The following is a 26,223-nucleotide window of genomic DNA, read 5'->3' on the forward strand; positions in this document are numbered from 1 at the left end:
AAAGTGAAATGACTCAGCGCCCATCCCTCGACATGAGCAGTGCTGCGCCTACAGCTCCTGCGGAGGATCCAAGCGCGGATGTTACGAATCGGACCGGGCCAAGAATCGAAGGCAGACAGCGCTCCTCGATAACCTCACGCATCGGACCTAGGAGCGGCTCGCCGATGTGCGAAGCTCCGCCGCCAATAATGACCACCTGCGGATTGAGGAGGTGGGAGAATGCTCACGAGCCCGATGCCGAGGGCTCGTCCCGCTTCGCGCAGGATGCCGCTTGCCTCGGCATCCCCTTCCGCGGCTGCGGCCGCGACCAACCGCGCATCGACGCGGTCAGGGGCGCCTCCCGCAAGCCTCGTGAGGGCGCCGGCAGCGTCGCCGTCGCCTCCCGCAACGCGGCGCACGTGCTCGGCGCCGCGGCGGCCAATGGCGGTGCCTGACGCGTAGAGCTCCAGGCACCCCACATTCCCGCAGAGGCAGCGTGGCCCATTTCCATCAATGGAAATGTGACCAAGCTCCCCTGCGTTATGGTTAACTCCGGCGATCAAGCGGCCGCCGGAAATGATGCCCCCGCCGATCCCTGTGGAGATCGTCACGAATATACAGTCCGGCGCGCCCTCGCCCGCGCCGGCCAGCCATTCGCCAACCGCTGCGGCGGTGGCATCGTTCTCGAGCCGGACCTCGCAAGCGAAGCGGTCCGACAACACAGCGGCGACAGCAACGTCGCGCCAGCCGAGATTCGTGGCGAAGGTGACGACACCGTTCGCCGTATCAAGCGTGCCAGCGGTGGCGACGCCAATACCGCGGAGAGCACTGCGGCTGCCGGGCACAGCCGCGAGAATCCCCTCGATCAGGTTACCCAGCCGATCGAGCACAGCTACCTCCCCCTGCTGCGCAAGGGTGGGGATCTCTTCTCGCGCGATGATGCTGCCATCGTACGCGACCAAGGCGGCCAGCATCTTCGTGCCTCCCAGATCTACCCCAACAAAATACTCCCGAACGAAGACATCTTGTTCTTCTCCGATGTTTTTCATACCTTTTTCTTGTTCGATGCCGTTACCCTTTACAAAAACATCTTGCTTATTTTCCTGCTCCAATGTCATCTCTTTTTCCCCTTTCCCCATCAATCCAGCCTCCAACCAAGCGGATACTCCTCCGACAATGTCACAGGCAGCCTTCCAACCGCTTTCTCTTTCCCAAGAAGCACATTCGCGAGAGAAACCATCGCAAGCGGACGGTTTTCATAACAAGCATAATAAGTCTTTACCTCAGGAAATTCAAGTAAATCATAAGGATTTCTCCCAGCAGCCACGATAACATACGGTTCTTCCATTTGAACTAATTCTTTAACCAACCTGGTTTGTCCTGCTGAGAATGTTGCATTGTATGTGACAATGACAATTTGCTTGTTACCCTCACAAGCTTCTAGAACCGATGCTACCTCCGTATCCGAAGGATACAGCCCCAAATAAACCTCCTGAACAGGCTTTCCGGCTATCTCAGATAAGACACTGCCCAGTGTACCGCTCCGCTCCACAACTTCATCAATTTCAGTTCCCGTTTGTACTTCTGTCCAAATAACTAAAGTAGGCTCGTTCAGATCCAGCACTTTACCTACTTCATCCTTAACCCGCGTAATACTTTTGCGGCTCAGTTCTTTGGCGAGCAGTTGATGCTCGGGTTTAGAAATAGGTTCGGTCGGGATGGGTGCTAGCGTATCATAGCGAATTTCTCGCTTATATTTATAGGTCATTATCCGCAGCACAGACTCATCAATTCGCGACTCCGGAATACGTCCACTTTCCACCGCAGCTATAACCGCTTCAATGGCAGACACTTGGCGATCCAGTAAATGACTAACCAGAATAAGATCCGATCCAGCCTCAATGGCACGTACAGCGCCTTCCGCCACACCAATCCCTTCTGAGATCGCCTTCATCTCCAGGCAGTCTGTTACAATTAACCCTTTGAACTGAAGTTTCTCACGAAGCAATTCCGTTAAAATGCGATATGACAACGTCGATGGAACACCATTCTCTTCTAGTGCCGTGAAGACGACATGCGCCGTCATAATCGCATCTACTCCGCCTTCAATCGCTTTAATGAAAGGGGCTAGCTCTAGCTCCATCAACCGCTCCATACTATGGGGCACAACGGGTAGGTCATGATGAGAATCCTCTGACGTATCACCGTGCCCTGGGAAATGCTTGACTGTGGCTATAACGCCCATATCCTGCAAGCCTTTCACCGCATGTGTGCCCATATCACCCACTAGCGCAGCTGTTTCACCATAAGAGCGCACGCCGATAACAGGGTTTAATCGATTATTATTGATATCTAAACAAGGGGCGAAGTTCATGTTCACACCCATTTGGCGTAATTCTTTACCCATCACTTTTGAGCTGGCATAAACACCTGCGGGAGCAAAAGAAGCCCCTAAAGCCATGTTCCCTGGCAGCAGAGTTGCTCCTTTTTCAATACGGGAAACCATACCACCCTCTTGATCTACGGCAATGAATAACGGCTGTCCGCCGCTGCGAAGACTCATCGTTTGCAATTCGGATGACAAATGAGCCAATTGGTGAGCATCCTTTACATTTCGACGAAAATAGATGACACCGCCAAGTCCGTATTCCTCAATTAATTGGGTAATGGACGCATTTGGTTCCAAAGATTCAAAACCGCAAATAAACATTTGACCTACTTTTTGGCGCAAGGTTAAAGGATGTTGGTTATTACGTGATGAAGATGACATCATTACACGCTCCATGAATGAGTGAGTTAAGATTTAATGCTTTCAATGATACGATTCTGCAAAATAAAATAGATCAGCATAACTGGAATAACACTAAACATAATTGCTGCACAGAGCGAACCGTAGTTCATATTCAATTGGTCGTAAAAGGCTACCATGCTCACAGGAAGCGTCCTAAACTTTTCCTTCGTTAGAAATAGATTGGCCATCATAAACTCATTCCAATTGTTAAGGAAATTGAGCATAAAAACCGTGACAAGTGAAGGTATCGTAATAGGTAAAATGACTCGCCATAAAAGTCCGTAGATGGATAGTCCATCCATGATCCCCGCTTCTTCTAACTCACTCGGTATGGATTTCAAAAAGGCACTAAAAATAAACACAGTCAAAGGTAAACCCATCGTTACATATGGCAGGATCAAAGCTAAGGGTGTGTTATATACGTACATGCTGCGAAGGAGCATATATAGCGGGACAAGCAAGGAACCTGCGGGCACAAGCAAAGCAAGCATCAATATACGCTTCAAGAACTTGCTTAATCGTGGAAATTCCATTCGTGTTAAGGCGTACGCCGTTGCCGTACCAAGAAGCAGCGTCGCCACGGCGGATATCACAGAAATCACTAAACTGTTCGTAAAATAGTGACCCACATGCGCACCAGTCCAGGCATTCCAATAATTCGAAAACGAGAGTTGCTCTGGAAGGGACCACGGCGAGGCAATGATTTCTTTATTTGTTTTAAATGAGGAGTTCAATACCCAAAGAAGAGGAAACAAAATAATGCCTATGTACAACATGAGTACAGCATGGAGGAAGACACGGCGATAGCGAATTTCCTTCAAAATCGCACCTCCTCCTGCTTCCTTGTGAACCAGCCAAACAAGGATGTTAACATGCCGGTTAGCAGGAGAATAAGTACGGCAATTCCGTTTGCATACCCATATTCACCAATGCGATAAGCTTTTTTATACAAATACGTGGCCATCACTTCTGTAATTCCATACGGATTACCGCCAGTCATCACAAAGACGATGTCTAAGGCCTTCATAGCTCCGGTAATCGATAGCAAAATCATGACCATAATGACGGGACGCAGCAGCGGAAGCGTAATCGACCAAGCCTCTCGCAGGCTTGTCGCCCCGTCTAACTCAGCCGCTTCCAAGATATTTTTGGGGATAGCATAGATCGCCGATAAAACCAGCACGACATAGAATCCAATCCACTGCCATGCGTTGGTAACAAGCACAGAGAGCATCGCTGTCGCTTCCTCTGCTAACCAAACATGCTGCCAAGTCATTAGCCCTACAGCTTCTAAGGCTTGATTGAGCAGCCCTGCCTGCGGGTGATAGATAAACCCCCACAATACACCAACCACAGCTGTTGAAAGAACTGTCGGGAGGAAAATCATCGTTTTGTAGAAGCTAGTCCATCGCCTAACTTTGCTTACCAGAAGCGCTAAACCGAGTATAAAGGGGATTTGCAATCCAACAGAAAAACCAATGAAATACAGGTTATTCCGCACAGCCATCCAGAAATATTTGTCCTGGACAGCAGTAACGAAATTATCCAAACCATTAAATCTCGCCGGCGATACTCCGTTCCACTCTGTGAAACCGTAGCGCAGCGACATGATCATGGGATATAAGAAAAAGATTACGAATAGCAGCAGTGTCGGTATCGTAAAAAGCGCATAAGCAAATGGATTTCTTCCTATCTTATTCATGTCTCATCCTACTAGTTGGTATGGGTTTCTTCCTTATTCGAAGCCTCTTGCTGCTTCTGTATGTCCGCCATTAAGGAGGCCGGATCTGTTCTTCCGCCTATTAATTCTTGCATACCGCGTTCCAATTTTTCTCGAACTTTCGTTTGAATGCGTGAATCGAATGCGGGGAAGGCACCTTTACTGGTTTCAAATACATTCAGAATTTCCGTAATGAGCGGGTTTACATTGCTCGTATCCTGCAGCTCCATGGCAGGTGGCATACCTTCTTCGACGAGCTGTCTTTTTTGCATGGATTCGTTATACATTTGCCTGATAAACTCCTTAATGGCCTCTAGCTGATCTGGTGTCGCTTTCTTAGAGAAGCCATAAGCATTAGACCATCCGCCATTGATATAGCCATCACCTGGGCCTCCCATAGCCGGGAAATTCATGAAGCCTACATCCTTTACAATGGACGACTTCTCAGGGTCAAGCAGTGGCGTATTCGCCCAACTGCCATCGAACATGAAAGCTGCTTCACCGCTGCTAAATTTATTTTGCTGCTCGGCATATGAAAGTGCTAAGCTGCCCTCCTGGAGATACCCCTTTTGAATCAACGTATAATACTTATCAAAAGCATCCACAACATCCGGATCCGTCCATCGTCTACTTCCATCCAAAAAGCCCATAACAGAATCTGGACCGGCCGTGCGCACCCACATCGTATTGATCATCATGTTAATGACCCAGGAATCTTTAGCCGTCAATGCAAATGGCGTTATTTTCTGAGCCTTTAGTATCGCGGCAGCCGTGAGCAGTTCTTCCCACGTTTGAGGTGGTTTTATGTGATGATCCGCTAAAATCTTTTTGTTGTAGTACAAGCCCTCGACATACCCTGCCATCGGAATGCCATAAATTTTACCGTTAACCGTAAACTCCTCGAAGCTATAAAACTTATTGATTAATCCTAGCTCATTCAGAATCGGCGTAAGATCAAGCAGCCTACCCGCTTTGACGTAATCCTTCGTATCCGTTCCGCCAAACAAGTCGAATATTTCTGGTGGATTCCCAGCTGCCATCTCTGCTCTCAGCTTCTCGAAGCGATTGACCTTATCCTCCACCCCATCTAACGTAATGGATAAGCCAGGCATCTTCGACTCCGTTGCTTTCACTACATCCTGCAGCATCGCGAAGCGCTTCTTCTGTGTATCTTTCACCTGCGTATGACGAAGTGTCAGTAGGATCGGCTCTCCTTTTATCCCCGCGGGGTTGGGAGTCTCGCCTGTATGAAGGTTTTGTTCCTTACTCGAAGTTAAGCCGTTGCAAGCAGATACGATGAACGTCATAGCCACTACCACTGCTGCCGAAATCAACGTTCCTTTTCTCATCTTTATTGATCTCCTTTTTGCTTACCATCTAAGTATAAATTAACGGTTGTTTGTCCTAAAGACCCACAAATTCCTAATACAGGGGCAAAATTCTCTACTTCGCTTCTTTGCGCTTTTCGCGAAACTCCGAGGGAATCTCGCCAGTAAATTTTTGGAATACTTTGGTAAAATATCGCCGTTCGATGTATCCCACTGATTTCCCGATGTCGGTAATACTTTTATCACTGTGCAGCAGCATCGACTTCGCCAATTCCATCCGATGTTTCGTGACATATTCAACGAAGGTTTCTCCAAAATGCTGCTTAAATAATAAACTAAAATAGCTGGAGCTAATCCCTAGGGAGCTCGCTATATCCTCGATCCCGAAATCGTTCGAGTAGTGTGTTCTTATGTATTCCTTCGCCGCTGTCATGAGCAGCTCGCTGTTTTTCTTCTTATTCGTCCCCTCCAGCCCAAGTGCTACAAGCTGTACCATAACCTGAAGCAAATGTTGAATGCTCTCGCTTTTATCTAGTTGACACCAGATCTGTTCTTCCTCCTGAAAATCAAGGGAATTCATTTCTCGCAGTTCGCGGAGCAGATGAAGAATGAGGAAATGCAGCATCTGATAGGCTCTGGCAAAAGAGCTGTCAGACAAACCTTCAAGCATCAATTTCAAGCGCTTTAAAGCATCCTCTGTTTTGAGACGGTTCAGCTGTTTAAGGCTTGTTACAATTTCCTCCACCAAATACCATATGGAGCTGTTCGCATCAGCTGGCTCTTTGGACTCTTTATACAACAGCACGGATTCCTGCTTCCCCAGATTAAGCTGCATGAATCGCTGAAGCTTTCGATACGCCTCAGAGAGTTGACGTAGTCCCACCGCTGACGGGAAGATGCCGACGCTAATGCCTAATTTAACGGATTGTGAAACGTTATGCTGCAGTTGAGCAGCTATTTCATTTAACTTCACCAATGCGGCGCTTTCGTCAGTTTCATCCCATTGTATGATTACACACCACTCGCCTTCGCGGATCTGGAGTACTGTGAACTTCAATTTCTCGTCCGTTAACGAATCTTGCAATACATTTCGTACTGCGAAATTCCATAGCTTCCGCTCCTGCTCCGTCCAAGGCAGTGATTTCTGCGAGTAATCATCCACGTCGATCATCGCAAATAAATAGGTCAACGTTTCAAAGTCCCTATCATCAATTGGAAGCAGCGTATTTGGCGTAATTTCCGTATAATTCATCAAAACATCCTGAAGGATCTTCTCATAGGCCAAATTTTTCATTTTGCCCCACTTTTGCTGCTCCTCTTGCTCACTTAGCTTCTTAACTCTGATTTCATTCGCCAATTTGCTTATCGAATTCTCTAACTCTTCATAGTTAATAGGCTTCAATATATAATCGCTCACGCCAACTCGCATTAACGAACGTACATATTCGAAATCTTGATAACCCGTCACCATAAGCACCGTACAATCCACATTGATATCTCGCAGCTTCTGAACGAACGTAATTCCATCCATTAGCGGCATACGAATATCACTCATGACCAAATCCGGCACATGCTGACAGCTAAGTTCCAGTGCCTCAACCCCGTTCTTGGCCGTTCCAACAATATCAATCCCCAGTTCATTCCAAGGTATAACCGCCTGCAAATTACGCAAAATGTTAGGCTCATCATCTGCCAAGATCGCTTTTAGTCTCATAAGCCTTCCCCCTTATTTTTTGGGATCACGATCTTCATTGTCGTGCCGTGACCTTCTTGACTGCAGATGAACATGCCATAATGTGCGCCATATTGGATCCGTATACGGTCAGCTACATTGCTGACGCCAAGTCCTCTTCGTTCTTCATTCGCGCTTAATATTTCGTGAAACGGCGTCTCTAGCTCTGTTTTGTAATGGAATTTAGCTAATTTCTCCGCACTTATACCGATGCCGTTATCCGTCACATAAAGAGCAATTCGTTCTCCTTCATCCACAACCTTAATGGCGATCATGCCCATATAATCTATGGGTTCAAAACCATGCTGCAAACTATTCTCTACCAATGGTTGGAGAGTAAGCTTGAGAATGTAATAATCCAAAAGCTCAGGCGGAGCTTGAATGTCATATTGAAATTGATCTTCAAATCGGAATTCCTGAATTTCGAGGTAGCTTTTCAGATGCTCAAGCTCTTGCTTTAGTGAAATCTCTTCTCTGTTTTCCATCCCAATCCGTAACAGATTCCCCAATCGATACACCATTTGGCTGACTTTCTTCCCTTGGTTTTGGATTGCTAGCACATTGATGGATTCGAGTGTATTAAAAAGAAAATGCGGCTTGATCTGGGCTTGCAGCAGCATAAGCTCGGCCTTATTTTTACGGTCCTGCTGACGTTTGACTTCTTCCAGAAGATCCTCCACACGCACAACCAAGCTGTTAAACCCTCTAGCGAGAGCGGACGTTTCATCCTTACCGCTTTCCTCCATACGGGTCGTCAGATCGCCGCGTTCAACCTTTTTCATTGAAGAAAGCATACGCAGAATCAACTGAACGATTCGCCTTACAAAAACCAGATTGTATACAAGTGCAAAAAATAAACAGACGAACGTAATCCCTGCGACCAGCTTCATAATCGTCTCAATTTCCCCGGCTACATACTTCCATGAGGTGATCGACACGACGCTCCAATCTTGAACACCCATCTGATTAATATTCAAATGATAGAGTGAAATTAAGCTTTTTTCATTCTGAAAATCCGCCTGGAAACTGTTATTGTTTAGCTGCAGATCCAATTTGCCTGGCAGCAGCTGCAGTACATTGGCACCTTCTAAATTTTGCTTATTATCATAAAAAATAAGTCCGCTTTTATTAACGAGTAAATAACGCTTCGAGCTTTCCTCATTCGTATGGAATGATTTGAAAATTTGATCAAGCTCATTGAATTTGAACTTCAACAGCATGAACCCCAGGTTGTCCATCGTCCAGAAATCTTTGACCAATCTCGCTTGATAAAATTCCCCGCGGCCCGTCCCGAACTCCTTATATTCGGAAGGTCCAATCCAGAGTGGACTTCCGTTCAATTCCTGTATGTGCTGAAATGCGATACTTTGCGTCAGCGCTTTCCACGGCAAAGTGCTTCCACCCCCGCGCCCCGCACTAAACGATTTGCCGGCATTATTATAAATCGCGACGGATTGCACTGGTGAATAGGTTAATATGGAGCCGCGCAGCAAGGTATCAAAGGTATTCAAGTCATAAGACGAGAGCGTATTTTCATTCGGCTTCACCTCATCGATCGTTCGATAAATACCCTGAATACTCTCTTTTACCATCCAAAAGTCCGAAAAGTAATTGGCTTCCTTAAACATGTAATAAATGTTACGAGAAATCGCCTGCAAAGTGACCTCGGTCAAATCCCCGTACTTCTTCTCAATTAGCTGTTGAGATACCGTATAAACGGCGGAGCCTAGTACGAACAAAGGAATAATAATGAACATTAAAAAACCGATAAACACTTTTTTGTTCAAATTCATCGACGATGGCAGACTCCTTCCAAACTGAATCAGGCACCATCCTAATGTTGGCGCCTTTACACTGCTTACTATTAATTATAAATGACCCGCATTTTATGCTCCTAGGGATAGGTTTGGCTGTTATAGGGATAAAATCCTCTACTCCTTCAATAGAAGAATTTCAGGTTCCACAATGACCTCAACATTCCCTTTTAATGCTTTACTGATCATACAAGTCTGCTCAGCACGATAGGCCGCTTTGCTTATTTTATCCGTAAGCTCTTGTGAAGTATGAGCTGGGATACTGATTCGCGGCCGGTGAATGATTTTATCCACCTTCATCGCCGGACTGCTATGGACGAATATCTCTGAGTTCAGCTCGATCGATGCAATACCTTGACGCTTCAGCAGCATGCTTAGTGTGATTAAAAAGCAGGTCGCTGCCGCGCCAAGCAGCATCTCCTCCGGATTCGTCCCGATGCCAGGACCATCTAATTGGCTTGGCACTGAAATCGCCGAGACTAGGTTACCTGCTCGAATGTGACCTGTGCCGTCCAAGCCTCCGGACCACTCAGCCTTAAGTTCAAAACGATGCTCGCTCATAGGTTTTTAGCGCCTCACTTTCATCTATTCCTTCGTGTCTAAGTTTATTGCCGTTGAAGAATTTTGCGCTTGCGAGGCCTTCGATTGACCTTCGTCCCCACTGCTGCTTATATGTAGACCAATAACCCCTAAGATGATGAGAACAATGGAAAGCACCTTCAGTGTGGAAACCGATTCATTGAACCACCATATGCCGATGATCGTGATGAGTGCTGTCCCTACTCCAGACCATATGGCGTAGGCCAAACTGACATCGAGCTGCTTTAAAGCCAGCGTCAGTAAGGTGAAGCATAGAATATAGCAGATGCCCATAACAATAGCCGGACCTATCCTTGTAAAGCCTGACGACATCTTCATAGCCGTCGTTCCCACTACTTCAAATATGATTGCCAGCAGTAAAAATGTCCAATTCATATTCCAAATCATAGCAACCATCCTTTACATATACACTGTTAATTATAATTGTAAAGGAATACGCTTTGTTTCACCAGTAAGCAAAAATCGTTCTCACTCCTGGTATCAGGACGAGAACGATTTTGTTTTTTTGCAATAGAAAAAGGCCATCCTTATCCCTAAAATAGATAAAAACAGCCTTATACTTGCTATCATTGATATCTATGAAAATGCATAATTAATGTGTTGGAATCAAAACAATGAAAGCCCTACCTCTCTTCCATCCTTGCGGCTCCAATGACCGCGCCAGTACGAATTGCTTAACAAACACCTGCTGCCGAAACACTTGACGTAGCCTCGGGTTTACCATAAATGAGCTGGTTTTTACTGCACATTGGGAGAAAAACAAACAAGGAGAGGGGGTTACTTTCTTCTCGCTAATCGTTCGTGTGGGGTAAATGAGGTTTGGTTTTAAGTGTTTATATGGTTCATTTCAATCAATTCATAAATTATATACGAAATTTCATTGAATGTCAATATATAAATATACTCTTCTTTTAGCATACGTACACGCTATCTATACCCTATGCCCTTGCTTAGCCCATTCAATTTGTATAAGCCTAATATCACCACTTAAAACATGCTAACCTAAACTCACCATTCAAAACGTAAAAGCCAGACCTCAACAATTAAAAGTAGAGTTACTTGCCATCGGTCAATGTAAATTCCAAACCTCGTCATTCAAACGCCTGCTCTCAGCAGTTGAGAGGTCCTTTTCAGACATCTCGCACATCTTTCACCCCATTCGGGCCTCCGAGACAGCCTTTTCTGCCGCCCCTTAGCGATGAATACATCCGTTTCCGCGGCAGCCCAAACAAAAAAACCGCAGGCAAACCGCCCGCGGTCATCTTACTACACCGTAAATTTCTGCAAAGAAATTTGTAATTCCTCGGCAAGTCCTGCCAAGGCTTTGGCCGAATTCTCAATTTCCTCGGTCGTGGCCATTTGCTGCTGACTGGCAGCCGATGTCTCTTGACTGACGGAAATCCCTGTTTCCGAAACAGCACTCACGATTCCCATCACATGTTCTATGCGTAAATTAGCATCAACAAGCTGGTGAATATTCGTGTTCACACTTTCCACTTTCGCATTCACTTTCTCAACGGATGATTCGATATGTACGAAGGATTCTTGTGCCTTCCCCGAAATCGATAATCCAACTTCCATTTTGCCTGCTCCTGCATGCATGGAGCTTACAGCGTGATTGATCTGTCTTTGAATCGTGGAAACAAGCTCCGTAATGTTGCGTGCAGACGAAGATGATTGCTCAGCAAGCTTACGCACTTCTCCTGCTACAACCGCGAACCCGCGACCCGCTTCTCCAGCACGAGCTGCTTCAATAGCAGCATTCAAAGAGAGAAGATTCGTTTGAGTGGAAATTTCGTTGATCACATTGACAATCTCACCGATTTTGTGAGCATTCTTACCTAATGCTTCTATCACATCGTTGACTTCACGAACAGCATCGGAGATTTCCGTCATTTGACCGGCAATCGAGACAACGGATTGTTTGCCGTTTTGTGCGGCTTGAGTTGCTTGTTCTGCGAGCTCAGCAACCTCTTGGGCTGACTCATCAATGAGCTTCGTACTTGTCAGCATTTGCTGAACAGCCTCGTTTGCTTGATTCACGCCAGCAAACTGCTTATCGAAATCTTCGGATAGCTTCTGGCTGGATGTCGCTACCTGCCTCGCAGCCATGGAGCTTTGCTCCGAACTCGCCAGAAGTTCTTCCGAACTCGCCGAGAGTGTCAACGCATTGTCTGCAATCTGTTTGACTAAGCTTCGCAAGCTTTCGGTCATGACATTAAAGGAGCCTGTCAATTTACCGACCTCATCCTCATAAGGGTAGTCACCTTTAACAGAGAGATCACCGCTTGCCGCTTTCTCCATATGCTCCTGCAATCTGCGAATTGGCGTCGTAATAATCATATTTAAAGCTAGTGCATTTACCGTCATTATGATGATTGCGATAACAATGGTAAGGATAATGACCCAGTGTGACTTCTTTGAGTCTGCGCTGCTTGAACGCTGGAATTGTTCAGCAGCAAACTCTTTGAGTACAACCAATTTGTCCAACGCTTCTATCGTTTTATCACCTTGAGGTGAAACCTCATTGTTATATACTTGGTAGGCTACTTGATTATTTTGGGTAGCATGATCAATGGTTCTGACTACAACCTCACGGTACTTTAGATTCAGTTCCTCAAAGCTTTTAAAAGCGTCAGTTTCCTCTTGATTTAAGGCAATTCCCGCTAATTTAGTAACCAGTTCTTTATTCTTTGCACTGTTTTCATCTAATTTAACTTTTAATTTAACCTTGTATTTCACATCGGTCGAAAGCATCATCTCCAGCAGATTGGCTTCGGTTTCATTAAAATTTGATTTCAATTGATTAATCCATTTGACAGATAGCAGACTTTCCTCGTACATTCTAGTAGAATTACTAGACATCTTATCCATGAAATAATAACCCGTAATACCTACAATTAGTAGGAACAAAATAGCGATTGCGTTCATTAATAGTAGTTTAAAGCGTAGTTTAAGGTTTCGAAGGATGGACAGGTTGGCTTTCACGTTTCTTACGTTCTTAAAGTTACTCACATTCAATTTCTTTTTGAATTTCAAAGTTTCCCGTTCTCCTCCCGAGTGATAGATCTTGTAGTCTTACTTACTTGTCCTGTAAACTACTAAACCATTTCATTTGCACGTGTGATAAACCTTACATAATTTTTTCAATTAACCTACGGTTTATTCTACAAAACAGCGTTCACGATGTAAAGACAAAATAAGGCAAAAAAGATACATAAATCAAGAAATTACGCATATAATTTATTCCATTTTCGTGATAGATCGGAGTTAAATGAAATGAGAAGTTGACGGCACGGTTCATGAATTGCCCTGATATGCGGCTGGCTGCAGTCGCTAATATCCCCTTTTACGGTGGCTCCATACAAATATGCCCTGCTGCCTCTCCTCACGACGGCGTAGCCGATATTGTCGTGATTCAAAGCAGAGGGCGATACCGATTGCTGCCGATTCTTTTCACAGTTTATCAAGGTAAGCATATCCAGCATCCTGCTGTTTCTTTCTATAAAGGAACGTCGATTTCACTTCGTACACAAAATCCTTTACTCGTCCAAGCGGACTGAGAATTCGCCGGGTCAACACCGCTCCAAATCGAGATTGTACCCTCTGCATTAACTGTTATCGGGTCATCTCTGAATGAAGGTTAACTTACACGACGATTTTCAAGCGTTGACGCTGTATAAACAGGTATCCTACGAAGCCAGCGAGTATAACAGCAATTCCCGTGATCGAGAAATCAGGCGATAATCCATCCTTGGATATTTGTGTATATATGCCTACACCTGCGAGCATCATGGAATTTTCGAGGAAATTTTGAACAGCAATTGTTTTGCCAGCCCCCACCATTCCCTGTCCTTTATCTTGAAGCACGGTATTCATCGGTACGATAAATACGCCGCCGCTGAAGCCTACAAGAAGCAGAAGACCTATGGTGACATATAAGTTAGTAATAAGCGGGAACAGCAATATACTGATAATCATTACAATCCCAAATAGATAGGAATTATAATATTTATGCGCTGGAATCAATTTGGGCGTCATGAGAGCGCCAACCATAATACCTATGCCCGTGACGGCAACAAGCATCGAAATCTGATCGACAGACTGTATACCTAGATGTGCCGGCACCCATGCAATAATCGCAAGACGGACGACGGAAGAAGTCATCCAGAATGAGCCCGTACCTACCAGTGAAAAGCGGGTCGTGCGATCTTTTAACAAGAGCTTCATATCCGTTAGGAATGACCCGGCCTCTTTGACGTAGCGTAGGCTCGAATTGCCTGAAATTCTAGGAATTTGCAGCGTTAAAAGTAATGAAATCAAGTATAGCGCGAAGCAAGCAGCAATAGACCCTGTAAGCGAGATTTTCGCCAAAACTCCGCCACACACGGAGCCAGTGAGAATAGCCATAATCGTATAGCCCTCAATACGTGCATTGGCTTTCAGCAGCTCGCTTTCCGAATGCGTAAGGGAAGGCAGGATGCCATATTTGGCCGGTGAATAAACCGAGGCTCCTATCCCGACAATGCCATAACTGACAGCAGGATCGAGATTCAGGAATAGGGCTATAATTCCAATGGCTTTGATGGCGTTTCCGACGAGAAGGACTTGGGATTTCGCATTTTTATCTGCAAAGGCCCCAACGAACGGTGCCAAAATGACGAAGGCAATAAGAAAGCAGGCTTGCACAACGCCAATATAATAATCAGGGAATGCCTGTTGGTTAATGATCGCCAGAGTAATGAAGAGAATCATATTATCGGCAAAAGCGGAAAGAAATTGCGTTAGATACAGCGTCTGAAGTGGATTCATTTTCATAACTTTTCGCTCCCTTTAGGTTTCAAGATCATCCTTCAAAGCCGATCGCTTGATCGACACATAGTCTACTTTTCCACTTCCTAGAAGCGGCAATTTTTCCGTATAACGAAGCTCCGAAGGCATGTAGAATGAGGGATGACCTTGCTGTTTCATCGACTCTCTGATTTGCTGTAGCTGGACACCAAGGATATTATGATAGACAACAATTCGCTCCCCTTTACGCATATCCGGCACACTAACCGCTGCGCATATCGCCTCGGGCGGCAAGCTTGCCGTCACAAGCTCCTCCACCATCGGCAGTGACACTTTCTCCCCACCAATTTTGGCAAAAGACTGCAACCTAGCTTGAATCGAGATATACCCTTGATCATCCATTTGCACAACATCTCCGCAGCTATACCACTCTGGGCAAGGGACGAAGCCTTGACCATGAATGAGATAACCTTTCATCACATTCGGCCCCTTCACCAACAAGTTACCGCCAAGCTCAATTCCTTCCACCTTTTCCAAACGGTAATCCATACCTGGCATGATTCGCCCCACTGTACCCTTCTTTGCGTACATAGGTGTGTTAAGCGATATGACGGGCGCTGTCTCCGTTGTCCCATACCCCTCTAGAATACGAATCCCGAATTTATCGGACCAGGTTTGACGGACTTCCTCCTTCAACTTCTCAGCACCAGCCACGACATACTTGAGGGAGTGGGCAAAATCATACGGATGTGCAGTTCTCGCATAAGCCGAAAGAAATGTTGAAGTTCCAAACAGAATCGTAATATTGCGATCGTAGACTAGCTCCGGAATGACTTTATAATGTAAGGGATTAGGGTAAAGCACGACTTTCATACCCGAAAGGATGGGCAGCATCGTTCCTGCGGTCAATCCAAAGGAGTGAAACATCGGCATCGCGCCCAGCACAATATCCGACCCATTAAAGGCAATAACTGCCTTAGCCTGCTGAATATTAGCGAATATATTACGGTGTGTAAGAACGACACCCTTCGGTTTACTCTCACTGCCTGATGTAAAAAGAACAACCTCGTTCTTTCCTGAGCCAACCGGTCCTTGAACTTTCCGTATATAGTGAATAATACCGGCAATTTTATGTTTAAAAGTGATACTTTGTTTAACATCTTCGAGATAAACAATCTTGAAAGTACCGCTTGCGGTATCGATAAAATCGGCAAGTCCCGCTTTGTCGATGAACGCTTTGGACGTAATAATCGTCTTCACCGCGGCTGTTTCGCATGCATCCAACATCGTCTGCTTACCAGCAGAATAATTCAATACAGCTGGTGTTACTCCTAATCGGAATAATGAAAACAAGGTGACTACATGTGCCGCAGCATTAGGCAATAAAACGGCAGCACGCTTCTGTTCCTTAAGAAGCTGCTTTAGAAGCCCCGCCATTGTATACGTTGTGAGCAGTAATTTGCGGTATGTTAAAGCGGAGTCACTTATGATATCTTCACAAATCACGGTAGAAATGCCATGAAGTTTGGCAGCTATCAGCATCTCGTTGAATAAATTAAGCTCAGGCTTCATTCGGCTTTCCAGCAAATGATTCTGCATACGGCTGCGTATGATATCCGTCGCCCGCTCTTTCTGAATTCGCTTCGAAATATGTTCACTCATGGGCACTTGAAAAGCTTCCCCAAACGTGATGCTCACTGCCGGAAACCAGATCTGCTTCAATTTGCCGCGTAGATAAGATAATTTCGAATGCTCCAGTCCATTAATCGCAATTGGAATCATGCATGCCTGTGATCTCAGAGCAATGTAACCAATCCCACCATACACCTTCATCATGCCCCCGGTTGTTGTGATTCGCCCTTCTGGAAAAACAACAAGCGGTATACCGTTTTGCACGGTTTTCAGCATCTTTCGCACGGAGTAAGGGTTCAACGGATCTACCGAAATATGCGTCCGAAAAAGGAGCAGCCAAGCAAAACGCTTAGCAATCCTTGTGTTTACAACAAATGCCACTTCCTTCGGCAGTATCAGAGCTAAGAGCACAGCATCCAGTAATGATACGTGATTAGGAATAAGCACCGTTTTCTCCGTCAAGTCGAGCCGCTCCATCCCCCTAACCCTAACCTTAAAACTTGTCATCAAGACTGGACGCAATAAGGGAAGTAACAGCTTTAACAGAGCAACAAACAACCATTTGATCATTGGGACTCCTCCTAAGAGCTTTGCTTTAGCAAAGCTATCATCGTAAGCATGGTCTGAGCTTCGCTTTGGCAAAGCTCTCTCGTAAGCATCAACTGAGCTTTGCTTTGGCTAAACTGGATTCGTACGCACAAGCTTTTGGGCTTCTCTTAATACCTGATCATAACTCCATTGTATGCATTTGCCTGGAATCTGATAGTACTAACTTTGCGTAGTACCAGCTTCTTGGAGGATTTTTTTCAATAAAAAAAGACCCATGCATCCAACTGCATAGGTCTCTCTCTAAAAGCATTTAATTTCCATTAGGGACGTCACTGGTAATTGCCAAGGTATTTCCCTCTGTATCCCGAAAGAAAGCCATCCAAATATCGAAGCTGCCCATATTAGCTACCACATGCGGCTCACTAATAAAGGACACTCCTCGTTCTAGAAAAGCCTCATAGACCTGATTAATGTCCCCAACCTTATAATAAATAACAGATCCAGGATGATTAAACTCAGGTTTTTCAGGAAGGCTTAGCATCAATCGAACGCCATTGCAATCAAAAAAAGCCATTTGAGAAGCTTGAAACAAAAACTTCATGCCTAATGTGTCGCGGTAAAAGGCAACTGCTCTAGGAATGTCAGCTGCATTTACTGAGATTTGTCCAATTTGAGTTAAGCTGTTATCGCTCATACGTTTCCCCTCCCAAACTATTATACCCATATTTTACCACACTACAGGTTCAATAGCTCTCTAAGTCTAGCAGGGTAATCGGTAATTATTCCTGAAACACCGGATGCAATCAGCCTATGATAATCGGCCAAGTCATTTACCGTATAAGGATAAACAGCAAGCCCAGAGGATACTGCCGCAGCAACATCTTCTTGCTCAATGCATTGGTGATGAGGATGCAACGAAAACACATCTACACCTATTTGCCCTGCATAAGCAGTATGATCCATAAGGTTTGCAGCGTATAACAAACCAACCTTCGCCCCAGGCTCAGCCTGCTTAATTCGGCGAATCACCTTGTGATCAAAAGAAGAAATGACCACATCTTCCATTCGGCTGCTTTCACGCAAAAATGCTAGAAGCGCCTTCTCCATTCGTCCTTCATAAGCATGCTTCACTTCCACATTGATAAAGAACCCTCGCGGCAATAAATCGAATACTTCATGCAAAAGTGGTAACCGTTCCCCCGCGAACGCCTCAGAGAACCAAGAGCCAGCATCCAACGACTTCAATTCACTCCAACTGTGATCACAAATAAGCCCGGAACCATTCGTCGTTCGATCGAGCGTAGCATCATGACAGACGACAATCTCTCCGTCTTTCGTTATATGTACATCTAGTTCGATGCCTTCTGCCCCTTGCTCCAAAGCTAATGCAAAAGAAGCTAGCGTATTTTCCGGTGCTTCCCCAGCCGCTCCGCGATGTCCAATTACAATCGGTTTATGTTTGTTCATTGTTAACACTCCCAACATGTAAGCTTCTTCAACTATGCTCAAATTATAGATGAAATGACTCGCTCTTGCCCAGTATTTATTCGTAAAGGTTACGTAAATTTGTTGGAAAAATACACAATAAGTTAATCTCTATTTAACACGGGTCAAATAAAGCATCGTTAAGCTAATAACATAGTACAAGTCTAATAATGTTCGTGAAGGAGCACCACATGAATACGATGAATAGAGATTTACCGCTTTCAACAACCAAGCCAAAAGCAAAAGCGGGGCAACCTCCCCGTGCGCTTATCCATCAGAAATGGGCGGAAACGCTGCTTGGTTATGTTTTCTTACTCCCTTCGATTTTGCTGTTTGCTATCTTTCTTTTTTACCCCCTGCTTCAAACCTTCTATCTGAGCTTTCATGAGACGGATCCGCGAGGGAGAGTTGCTTCTTACGTCGGTTTCGATAACTTCATTGCTATCTTCACTTCCGAGCGATTTTATAAAAGTTTGGAAGTCACAGGTCTTTTTACACTTCTTACGGTGCCAACCTGCATTGCTCTTGCGCTTTTACTCGCCGCACTAACACACAATCATTTGAAGGGAATGCGGATCTTTCAATTCATCTTCTCGCTGCCTGTTGTTCTGTCAGTTGGAACCTCTGCGGTGATCTGGATGATGCTTTTTCACCCGAGTGTCGGGATGTTGAATTACTTGCTGAGCATTGTTGGCTTAGAGCCAGTAGCTTGGTTAACAGATCCAAGATGGGCACTGCTTTCCGTCTCTATGATGACAGTTTGGATGAATCTTGGATTTACTTACATCGTCCTTCTCAGTGGCCTGCAAGGAATACCAGAAGAAATTTATGATAGCGCCAAAATCGACGGATCAGGTCCATTCCGTACCTTTATCCAAATCGTATTCCCCTTGCTTTCACCGACGGTATTCTTCGTCACCATTGTGTCGATCATTGGTGCTTTTCAGTCCTTCGGACAGATTCACATTTTGACCAAAGGCGGACCTGTTAATTCCACAGATGTCCTTGTATACAGCTTGTATCAAGATGCCTTCATCAACTTCCGATTCGGGACTGGTAGTGCTCAGGCCCTTGTCCTGTTCACCATCATCCTTATTTTCACCTTTGTGCAATTTAAAGTTTTTGAAAGGAATGTGCACTATCAATGACCCATCGATTACAAAATACCTTCGTGTATGTTCTGTTAATCATATTCGCTGCACTCGTGCTCTATCCTATTTTTTATACGTTTACCGCAGCATTCATGACACCTGAGGAAGCATCGGCCTATCCGCCCCGCTTCTGGCCGAGCAGCTTTTATATCGGCAGTATAGTCGCCGTGTTCCAATTAGTCCCCATCGGCAAATTTATAGCCAACAGTTTGGTCGTTTCGATCATCATTACGGCTGGACAGCTCATTACATCCAGCATGGCCGCTTACGCCTTTGCTAACATTCGTTTCAAGGGTAAAGCTGTCTTCTTCGCGTTATTCATGGCCACCATGATGATTCCGTGGGAAGTCACCATCATTCCCAACTATTTGACGGTCAAAAAATGGGACTGGCTCGATAGCATTCAGGGCTTAACCGTTCCATTCCTGGCGACTGCTTTCGGCACCTTTCTGCTGCGCCAATTTTTCTTACAGCTGCCTAAGGAGCTGTTCGAAGCAGCGCGGATTGATGGTTGTGGACACTTCCGCTGCTTTTTCCGAATTGTCCTGCCCCTAGGCCGCCCAGCACTTGCAACGCTAGCCGTCTATGCGTTCCTAAACTCGTGGAACATGTACTTATGGCCGCTTCTCATCACCAACAGCGAGGAAATGCGAACGGTTCAGATTGGCATTGCCATGCTTCAATTCGAAGAATTAACCGTTTGGAACTTGGTCTTAGCAGGCGTAACTATCGTCTTGCTGCCTTCACTATTGCTTTTAGTACTCGGTTTGAAGCAGCTCGTTCGAGGGCTTACTGCTGGTGCTGTGAAAGGTTAGTCCCCATGTGTGATGGCTGCTCTGTTCAGCAATAAGCTGACCCAGATTTCCATAAATAAAAATTAAAGAAACCAAAAGGGAGAGAAACAAAAAAAATGAAGACATTGAAAATGAGAAGTTCAGCTATCGCAATAACAGCACTCATGGTGCTATTGACTAGCGCATGCGGCAAGGCTGAAACGACGACATCTGGCAGTACAGCAGATATCAAAGCATCCGCTTCTCCTGCTGCCGCAGAAACAAAAAAACAGGCTGAACCAGTTAAAGTTATCTGGTGGCACTCGATGAGCGGTGAGCTCGGCAAAGCTGTAGATAAACTTGTAACAGACTTCAACTCTTCCCAGAAAGATGTTCAAGTTGAAGCTGTTTTTCAAGGCACATACGATGAAAGCTTAAATAAAATGAAAGCTTCTATGGATAGCAAAAGCGGACCTTCTCTTATTCAAGTATACGAAATCGGCTCTCGTTTCATGATCGACTCCAAGGCCATTACGCCAGTTCAAAAGTATGTCGATGCTGATCAATTTGATCTCACCCAACTTGAAGATAATATTCTGAATTACTATAAATTCGATGGCAAACTGTATTCCATGCCTTTCAACACATCGAATCCGATTCTTTATTACAACAAAGACATGTTTAAAGCTGCCGGTCTTGATCCTGAAAAGCCGCCAACAACTTTTGAAGAGGTTGCCAAAGCTTCTCAAACATTAAGCAAAGACGGTAAAGCAGGCGCATCCTTCGCCATCTACGGATGGTTTATGGAGCAATTCTTTGCTGGACAAGGTGCCGAATACCTTAACAATGGTAACGGTCGTACAGCCGTAGCTACGGAATCCATGATCAATAGTGAATCAGGCGTGAAGACTTTGACGTGGTGGAAGCAAATGGTTGACAGCAAAACAGCTACTAACCTAGGACGCAAGACAGACGATACGAAGAAAGCGTTCTTGGCTGGACAAGTCGCTATGACATTAGACTCCACAGCCTCACTCCGCGGGATCGTGAGCGGTGCTGACGGTAAATTCCAAGTCGGAACCAGCACCCTGCCTAAACCAACTGATGCGAAGGATGGCGGTGTTGTTGTCGGTGGTGCAAGTCTCTATATCTTAAACAACAAATCCGAAGCTGAACAAAAAGGTGCATGGGAGTTCATCAAATTCCTGACAAAACCACAAACACAAGCTTGGTGGCACGTTAACACTGGCTACTTCCCAATTACGAAGAAAGCTTACGACGAGCAGCTGGTGAAGGATAACCTTGCCAAATATCCGCAATTCCAAACTGCAATTGATCAACTGCACAATACAAAAGCTAATAAAGCCACACAAGGTGCTGTAATGGGTGTATTCCCAGAAGCGCGTCAGCTTGTAGAAACGGCGATCGAAGAAGCTCTAACAGGTAAGAAGGCGCCGAAAGAAGCGTTGGATGGTGCTGCGAAGAGTATCACGGAGAAAATTGCCGCTTATAACAAGACAGTGAAGTAACTTGGAAACAACCAGCAGAACTCTCCAAAACGATTGACCTTTTCTGCGAATAGGCTTATACTTCTACTCAATATCCATACCAGATCGTGCCTATGATGAGATTCCAACTCGGAGGCGTTTTCGCCAAGAACAACCCTTTGCGCTCAGCAAAGTCAGTCATTCTAAGTTAACCGGCACCGCCCGTTACCGCGGAACCAAGTGGAGAAGCATTCACCCGAATGTTTCTTAAATTGGGTGGCACCGCGAGCAAACGCTCCTCGTCCCAATCGGATGAGGGCGTTTTTTGTTATTTTCGGGGCCCCCGCAAAGTATTGGGAATAAGCTTCGAAGGGTACACATCACTTTGTGGGGTAATTTTGTTTTTTTAACCACATACAAATGGGAGGTAACTAGAAATGACGAAACGACGGTACAATTTTAACCCAGGACCCGCTGCACTGCCTTTTGAGGTACTTGAAGAGGCCCAAGAGCAATTTGTGGACTATCAAGGGACAGGTATCTCACTCCTCGAAATGTCTCATCGAAGCCGCACAGTTGAGGATCTGAATCAAGAAACCCAGCAGCTTCTTCTGAAACTGCTCGGCCTGCCTAGCGGGTATGTGGTGCTTTTTATGGGTGGAGGGGCTAGCACACAGTTTGCTCTCCTTCCGTTAAACTTTTTGAACACGAATCAAACGGCCAACTATGCATTAACTGGGAGCTTTTCGGAAAAAGCTTATAAGGAAGCTGCTTATGTCGGGCTCACACATGTCGCGGCAAGCTCCAAAGACCAGCAATGGCGCAGTATTCCTGAGTTATCTGCAGCTAAGCTAGTACCTGATTCGGCATACATTCACATCACCATGAACAATACGATTGAAGGTTCCCGTTACAATCAAATTCCGGAAGTAGGCAGCACGCCGCTTGTAGCCGATTTAACGAGTGAAATCCTCAGCAGAAAGCTGGATCTAGAGAAGTTTTCGATGATGTATGCCGGCGCCCAGAAAAATCTGGGACCAGCAGGCGTTACAGTTGCCATCATCCGAGAAGAGTGGTTGGAGAAGGCATCCAAGAAGATCCCTGAGATCATGCGCTATGAAACATTCGCCAAAAACAAATCATTGTTCAATACGCCGCCTGTTCACGCCATTTACATGATGAATTTGGTGCTAAAATGGGCTGTAAACAAAGGCGGTGTTGATCAATTAGAACAGCTTAATCGCATAAAGTCTGGCCTCATATATGATGTTATTGATCATAGCGGCGGATTCTACAACGGAATCATTGAAGTTAACAATCGCTCGCATATGAATATCACTTGGCGCATGGCCAATGAAGGAATAGAGCGTCAGTTTATCGAAGAATCAGAGGCTAACGGCTTTGAAGGTCTGGCCGGTCATCGAAGTGTCGGAGGTCTGCGTGCTTCGGCATACAATGCAGTACCATTCGAAGCTTGTCAGGCTTTAGCCGATTTCATGATAGATTTTGCACGAAGAAACGGTTAGATCACAAATAAAAATAAAAGAGTCCCGTAGAGCGGCTAATGCCTAACTCTCGGGACTTTTTATCTAAAGGTAAGAGAAACTATAGGAATAATGCTACTTATTTACCAAGTTGGTGAATCGGGTGACCAAGTGCACCTTCCGCGGCATCCATGATCATTTCTGTCAATGTTGGATGTGCATGAATGGTAAGAGCGATGTCCTCCAAGTTAGCGCCCATCTCAACAGCAAGAGCAAGCTCACCGATCAAGTTAGATGCTTCCGGACCAACGATTTGACCACCAAGCAGCTGGCCTGTTTCTTTGTCGCCGACAAGCTTCACGAAGCCTTGACCTGCGTTCAAAGAGTTAGCGCGACCATTAGCGGCATACGGGAATTTACCAATCGTTACATTGATGCCTTGTGCTTTGGCTTCTGTTTCACTTAGACCGACGCCAGCAATTTCCGGATCAGAGAATACAACAGCAGGCATTGCTTTGTAATCTACGATGCTGGAGTGACCCGCGATCGCTTCAGCAGCCACTTTAGCTTCATAGGAAGCTTTGTGTGCCAATGAAAGACCAGGTACAACATCACCAATCGCGAAGATATGCGGGATGCTCGTTCTACCTTGGTTATCGACCTCGATCAAACCGCGATCAGTCATTTTCAAGTTAATGAGATCAAGACCAAGCTCGCCATCTGTGTTCGGACGACGGCCAACGGTTACTAATACGTAATCCGCTGTTACTTGTTTCTCTTCCCCTTTAACTGTGAACGTAACCGTTACGTCATTTTCTGTCTTCGTGCAGGATTGTGCCAGTGCTTCGGTATGAACCTCTACGCCGACTTTCTCCAGATTGCGCGCAACAAGCTTCGTCAATTCTTTCTCGAAGCCTGGAAGCACATGATCGGATCCTTCAAGCACAGTTACTTTTGTACCGAACTTTGCATATGTTTGACCTAGCTCGATTCCGATGTAGCCTCCGCCGATAACGATCATGCTTTTCGGAATTTCAGGCAAGTTCAACGCTTCCGTGGAAGAAATGATTCTTCCGCCGTAAGGGAATGCTTTCAGCTCGATCGGACGGGAACCGGTCGCAATAATGCAGTGCTTGAAGCGGTAGCGAGGAGCTTCTGCATCATTGAACACACGTGCTTCATGCTCATTGATGAACATCACTTCGCCTTGGAAAGTTTGGATCTTGTTGCCTTTGAGCAGCGCGCTAACGCCGCCCGTTTGTTTCGCAACAATGCTGTTTTTCCATGCTTGTACTTTTGCAAAGTCCACTTTCACGTTCTGGGCAGAGATACCCATGCTGTCAGCGTGCTGTGCATGCTCATACGTGTGAGCTGCGGAGATTAAAGCTTTGGACGGGATACAGCCGCGGTTCAAGCACACGCCGCCCCATTCTGCTTTATCAACAATCAGAACGCTTTGCCCAAGCTGAGCAGCACGGATGGCAGCTACGTAACCGCCGGGACCTGCACCAATGACCAACAAATCAATATCTAAAGAAGCATCTCCTACTACCATGCTGTTACACCTCCAAGACGAGAAGCTCTGGATCAGCCAGAAGCTGTTTGATGTAGTTCAGGAAGCTTTGTGCTGTGGCTCCATCCACGATACGGTGGTCGAAGCTCAAGGAAAGCGCCATAACGGATGCTGCAACGATTTGCCCATTTTTCACAACTGGTTTCTCTGTGATACGGCCTGCACCTAGGATTGCAACTTCAGGGAAGTTGATAACTGGTGTGAAGAACATACCGCCTACGGAACCAATGTTCGTAATGGAGATCGTGCCGCCCTTCATTTCGTTAGGAGCCAATTTGCCTTCGCGTCCGCGTAAGGCAAGGTCTTTAATTGAAGAAGCGATCGACCATATATTCTTGCGGTCTGCATCATGGATAACAGGAACGAGCAATCCGTTGTCTGTATCTGTTGCAATTCCGATGTTGTAGTACTTTTTGTAGACAATTTCTTGTTTCTCTTCGTCGATCATCGCGTTGAGCGCTGGGAATTGACGGCAAGCCGCAACCAATGCTTTCACGATGAAAGGCAGGTAAGTCAGCTTCACGCCTTTTTTCTCGGCGAGTGGCTTCGTGCGCTCACGAAGTGCGACAAGTGCCGATACGTCGATTTCGTCCATCAATGTCACGTGCGGAGCCGTGTACACGGATTTCACCATAGCGTTCGCGATAATTTTACGGATTCCTTTGAACGGAACCCGGTCCTCGACGCGATCGCCTACGACAACCTGCTGCGCTGCCGCCGCAGGTGCATTTCCACCAGCTGCTACTGATAACGCAGCTGGTTCTGCTGCTGCTTCAGGAGCCGCGGCAGTGCCCGCTCCGTTAAAGCCAAGCACGTCCTCACGTGTTACGCGGCCGTGCTTACCTGTAGGCGTCACCTCTGCGAGTGTGATGCCTTGCTCTCTTGCAAGCTTGCGTACGCTAGGCGTCGCAAGGACTTCGCGGCCCGCGCCAGCGCTTGGCGCGGCACTTGCTGGAACTGATGACGCGGCAGGCGCTGCTGTAGGGGCCGGTGCTGCCGCCACGGGGGCAGCAGCTGGAGCCGCTGCAGGCGCAGCGTGGCTGTCGGTCTTATGATGCATGGATTCAGCAGGCAGCTCGCCTGTCACTTCAATCGTCATAACGAGCTCGCCAATATTACAAACTTGTCCTTCTTTAACGGCAACTGCAACAACCTTACCTTCAACTGGACAAGGAACTTCAACGACTGCTTTATCGTTCTGTACTTCCATAAGAATCGTTTCGTCTGTTACGGTGTCACCCGCTTTAACCAACAGCTTTACGATCTCGCCTTCATGAATGCCTTCACCAAGCTCTGGGAACTTGTATTCAAACAAAGCCACGTGCACAACCTCC

Annotated in this window: 22 protein-coding genes; 5 read left to right on the top strand and 17 right to left on the bottom strand. The window is 45.9% G+C overall.

Features of this window, described 5'->3' with window-relative positions:
• Positions 1–13 precede the first annotated feature (13 nt).
• The 11 genes from QFZ80_RS39190 to QFZ80_RS25145 form a co-directional block, all read right to left on the bottom strand.
• Positions 14–196, bottom strand: coding sequence for a hypothetical protein (locus QFZ80_RS39190; RefSeq protein WP_373460158.1), 183 nt, complete (start codon positions 194–196; stop codon positions 14–16).
• Entirely contained in the window at positions 135–1,118 is a 984-nt protein-coding gene (locus QFZ80_RS25100; RefSeq protein WP_307561687.1) for an ROK family protein, read from the bottom strand. The genes QFZ80_RS39190 and QFZ80_RS25100 overlap by 62 nt, the downstream gene beginning before the upstream one ends.
• Entirely contained in the window at positions 1,118–2,752 is a 1,635-nt protein-coding gene (gene nagZ / locus QFZ80_RS25105) for a beta-N-acetylhexosaminidase (protein ID WP_307561689.1), read from the bottom strand. The genes QFZ80_RS25100 and nagZ overlap by 1 nt, the downstream gene beginning before the upstream one ends.
• 23 nt (positions 2,753–2,775) lie before the next feature.
• The gene (locus QFZ80_RS25110) at positions 2,776–3,591 is read right to left on the bottom strand and encodes a carbohydrate ABC transporter permease (RefSeq protein ID WP_307561691.1); all 816 of its coding nucleotides are present in this window, start codon (positions 3,589–3,591) and stop codon (positions 2,776–2,778) included.
• A complete protein-coding gene (locus QFZ80_RS25115) occupies positions 3,588–4,472 on the bottom strand; it encodes a carbohydrate ABC transporter permease (RefSeq protein ID WP_307553308.1) in 885 nt (294 codons plus the stop codon). The genes QFZ80_RS25110 and QFZ80_RS25115 overlap by 4 nt, the downstream gene beginning before the upstream one ends.
• An 11-nt stretch (positions 4,473–4,483) precedes the next feature.
• Positions 4,484–5,839, bottom strand: a complete 1,356-nt coding sequence (locus tag QFZ80_RS25120) for an extracellular solute-binding protein (RefSeq protein WP_307561693.1) — start codon at positions 5,837–5,839, stop codon at positions 4,484–4,486.
• Between the two features lie 94 nt (positions 5,840–5,933).
• Positions 5,934–7,532, bottom strand: a complete 1,599-nt coding sequence (locus QFZ80_RS25125) for a response regulator (protein ID WP_307561695.1) — start codon at positions 7,530–7,532, stop codon at positions 5,934–5,936.
• A complete protein-coding gene (locus tag QFZ80_RS25130) occupies positions 7,529–9,343 on the bottom strand; it encodes a sensor histidine kinase (RefSeq protein ID WP_307553305.1) in 1,815 nt (604 codons plus the stop codon). The genes QFZ80_RS25125 and QFZ80_RS25130 overlap by 4 nt, the downstream gene beginning before the upstream one ends.
• 138 nt (positions 9,344–9,481) lie before the next feature.
• Positions 9,482–9,925, bottom strand: coding sequence for an OsmC family protein (locus QFZ80_RS25135; protein WP_307553304.1), 444 nt, complete (start codon positions 9,923–9,925; stop codon positions 9,482–9,484).
• A 24-nt stretch (positions 9,926–9,949) separates the two neighbouring features.
• Positions 9,950–10,351 (bottom strand): DMT family transporter, encoded by a 402-nt coding sequence (locus QFZ80_RS25140; protein ID WP_307553303.1) that lies wholly within the window; start codon positions 10,349–10,351, stop codon positions 9,950–9,952.
• 879 nt (positions 10,352–11,230) lie between these two features.
• The gene (locus QFZ80_RS25145) at positions 11,231–13,003 is read right to left on the bottom strand and encodes a methyl-accepting chemotaxis protein (RefSeq protein ID WP_307553301.1); all 1,773 of its coding nucleotides are present in this window, start codon (positions 13,001–13,003) and stop codon (positions 11,231–11,233) included.
• A 263-nt stretch (positions 13,004–13,266) separates the two neighbouring features.
• On the opposite strand from QFZ80_RS25145, the gene QFZ80_RS25150 reads away from it, so the two are divergent.
• The gene (locus QFZ80_RS25150) at positions 13,267–13,527 is read left to right on the top strand and encodes a diacylglycerol/lipid kinase family protein (RefSeq protein WP_307553300.1); all 261 of its coding nucleotides are present in this window, start codon (positions 13,267–13,269) and stop codon (positions 13,525–13,527) included.
• A gap of 85 nt (positions 13,528–13,612) precedes the next feature.
• Here QFZ80_RS25150 and lplT read toward each other — a convergent pair whose 3' ends face one another.
• The 4 genes from lplT to QFZ80_RS25170 form a co-directional block, all read right to left on the bottom strand.
• Positions 13,613–14,782: a lysophospholipid transporter LplT gene (gene lplT / locus QFZ80_RS25155; RefSeq protein WP_307561696.1), complete on the bottom strand. Its 1,170-nt coding sequence runs from the start codon at positions 14,780–14,782 to the stop codon at positions 13,613–13,615.
• A 15-nt stretch (positions 14,783–14,797) separates the two neighbouring features.
• Positions 14,798–16,957 (bottom strand): AMP-binding protein, encoded by a 2,160-nt coding sequence (locus QFZ80_RS25160; protein WP_307561697.1) that lies wholly within the window; start codon positions 16,955–16,957, stop codon positions 14,798–14,800.
• Positions 16,958–17,246: 289 nt separating this feature from the next.
• Positions 17,247–17,630 carry a VOC family protein gene (locus QFZ80_RS25165; protein WP_307553297.1) on the bottom strand — a complete coding sequence of 128 codons (384 nt, stop codon included), beginning with the start codon at positions 17,628–17,630 and terminating at the stop codon, positions 17,247–17,249.
• 41 nt (positions 17,631–17,671) lie between these two features.
• Entirely contained in the window at positions 17,672–18,403 is a 732-nt protein-coding gene (locus tag QFZ80_RS25170; RefSeq protein WP_307561698.1) for a glycerophosphodiester phosphodiesterase, read from the bottom strand.
• Between the two features lie 209 nt (positions 18,404–18,612).
• Between QFZ80_RS25170 and QFZ80_RS25175 the strand changes: the two genes are divergently transcribed.
• The 4 genes from QFZ80_RS25175 (at position 18,613) to serC (ending at position 23,358) form a co-directional block, all read left to right on the top strand.
• Positions 18,613–19,569: a carbohydrate ABC transporter permease gene (locus QFZ80_RS25175; RefSeq protein ID WP_307561700.1), complete on the top strand. Its 957-nt coding sequence runs from the start codon at positions 18,613–18,615 to the stop codon at positions 19,567–19,569.
• Positions 19,566–20,387: a carbohydrate ABC transporter permease gene (locus tag QFZ80_RS25180; protein ID WP_307553294.1), complete on the top strand. Its 822-nt coding sequence runs from the start codon at positions 19,566–19,568 to the stop codon at positions 20,385–20,387. Before QFZ80_RS25175 ends, QFZ80_RS25180 begins: the two co-directional genes overlap by 4 nt.
• Positions 20,388–20,482: 95 nt before the next feature.
• Complete coding sequence (locus QFZ80_RS25185; protein WP_307561702.1) at positions 20,483–21,874, top strand: ABC transporter substrate-binding protein; 1,392 nt, start codon at positions 20,483–20,485, stop codon at positions 21,872–21,874.
• A gap of 395 nt (positions 21,875–22,269) precedes the next feature.
• Positions 22,270–23,358, top strand: coding sequence for a 3-phosphoserine/phosphohydroxythreonine transaminase (gene serC, locus QFZ80_RS25190; protein WP_307561704.1), 1,089 nt, complete (start codon positions 22,270–22,272; stop codon positions 23,356–23,358).
• Between the two features lie 97 nt (positions 23,359–23,455).
• On the opposite strand, the gene lpdA is transcribed toward serC, so the two are convergent.
• Both lpdA and QFZ80_RS25200 read right to left on the bottom strand, forming a co-directional pair.
• On the bottom strand, positions 23,456–24,871 hold the full coding sequence (gene lpdA / locus QFZ80_RS25195) for a dihydrolipoyl dehydrogenase (protein WP_307561706.1): 1,416 nt from the start codon (positions 24,869–24,871) through the stop codon (positions 23,456–23,458).
• Between the two features lie 4 nt (positions 24,872–24,875).
• Positions 24,876–26,210 (bottom strand): dihydrolipoamide acetyltransferase family protein, encoded by a 1,335-nt coding sequence (locus tag QFZ80_RS25200; RefSeq protein ID WP_307561708.1) that lies wholly within the window; start codon positions 26,208–26,210, stop codon positions 24,876–24,878.
• Positions 26,211–26,223 lie beyond the last annotated feature (13 nt).

The organism is Paenibacillus sp. V4I7 (assembly GCF_030817275.1).
Taxonomy (GTDB): Bacteria; Bacillota; Bacilli; order Paenibacillales; family NBRC-103111; genus Paenibacillus_E.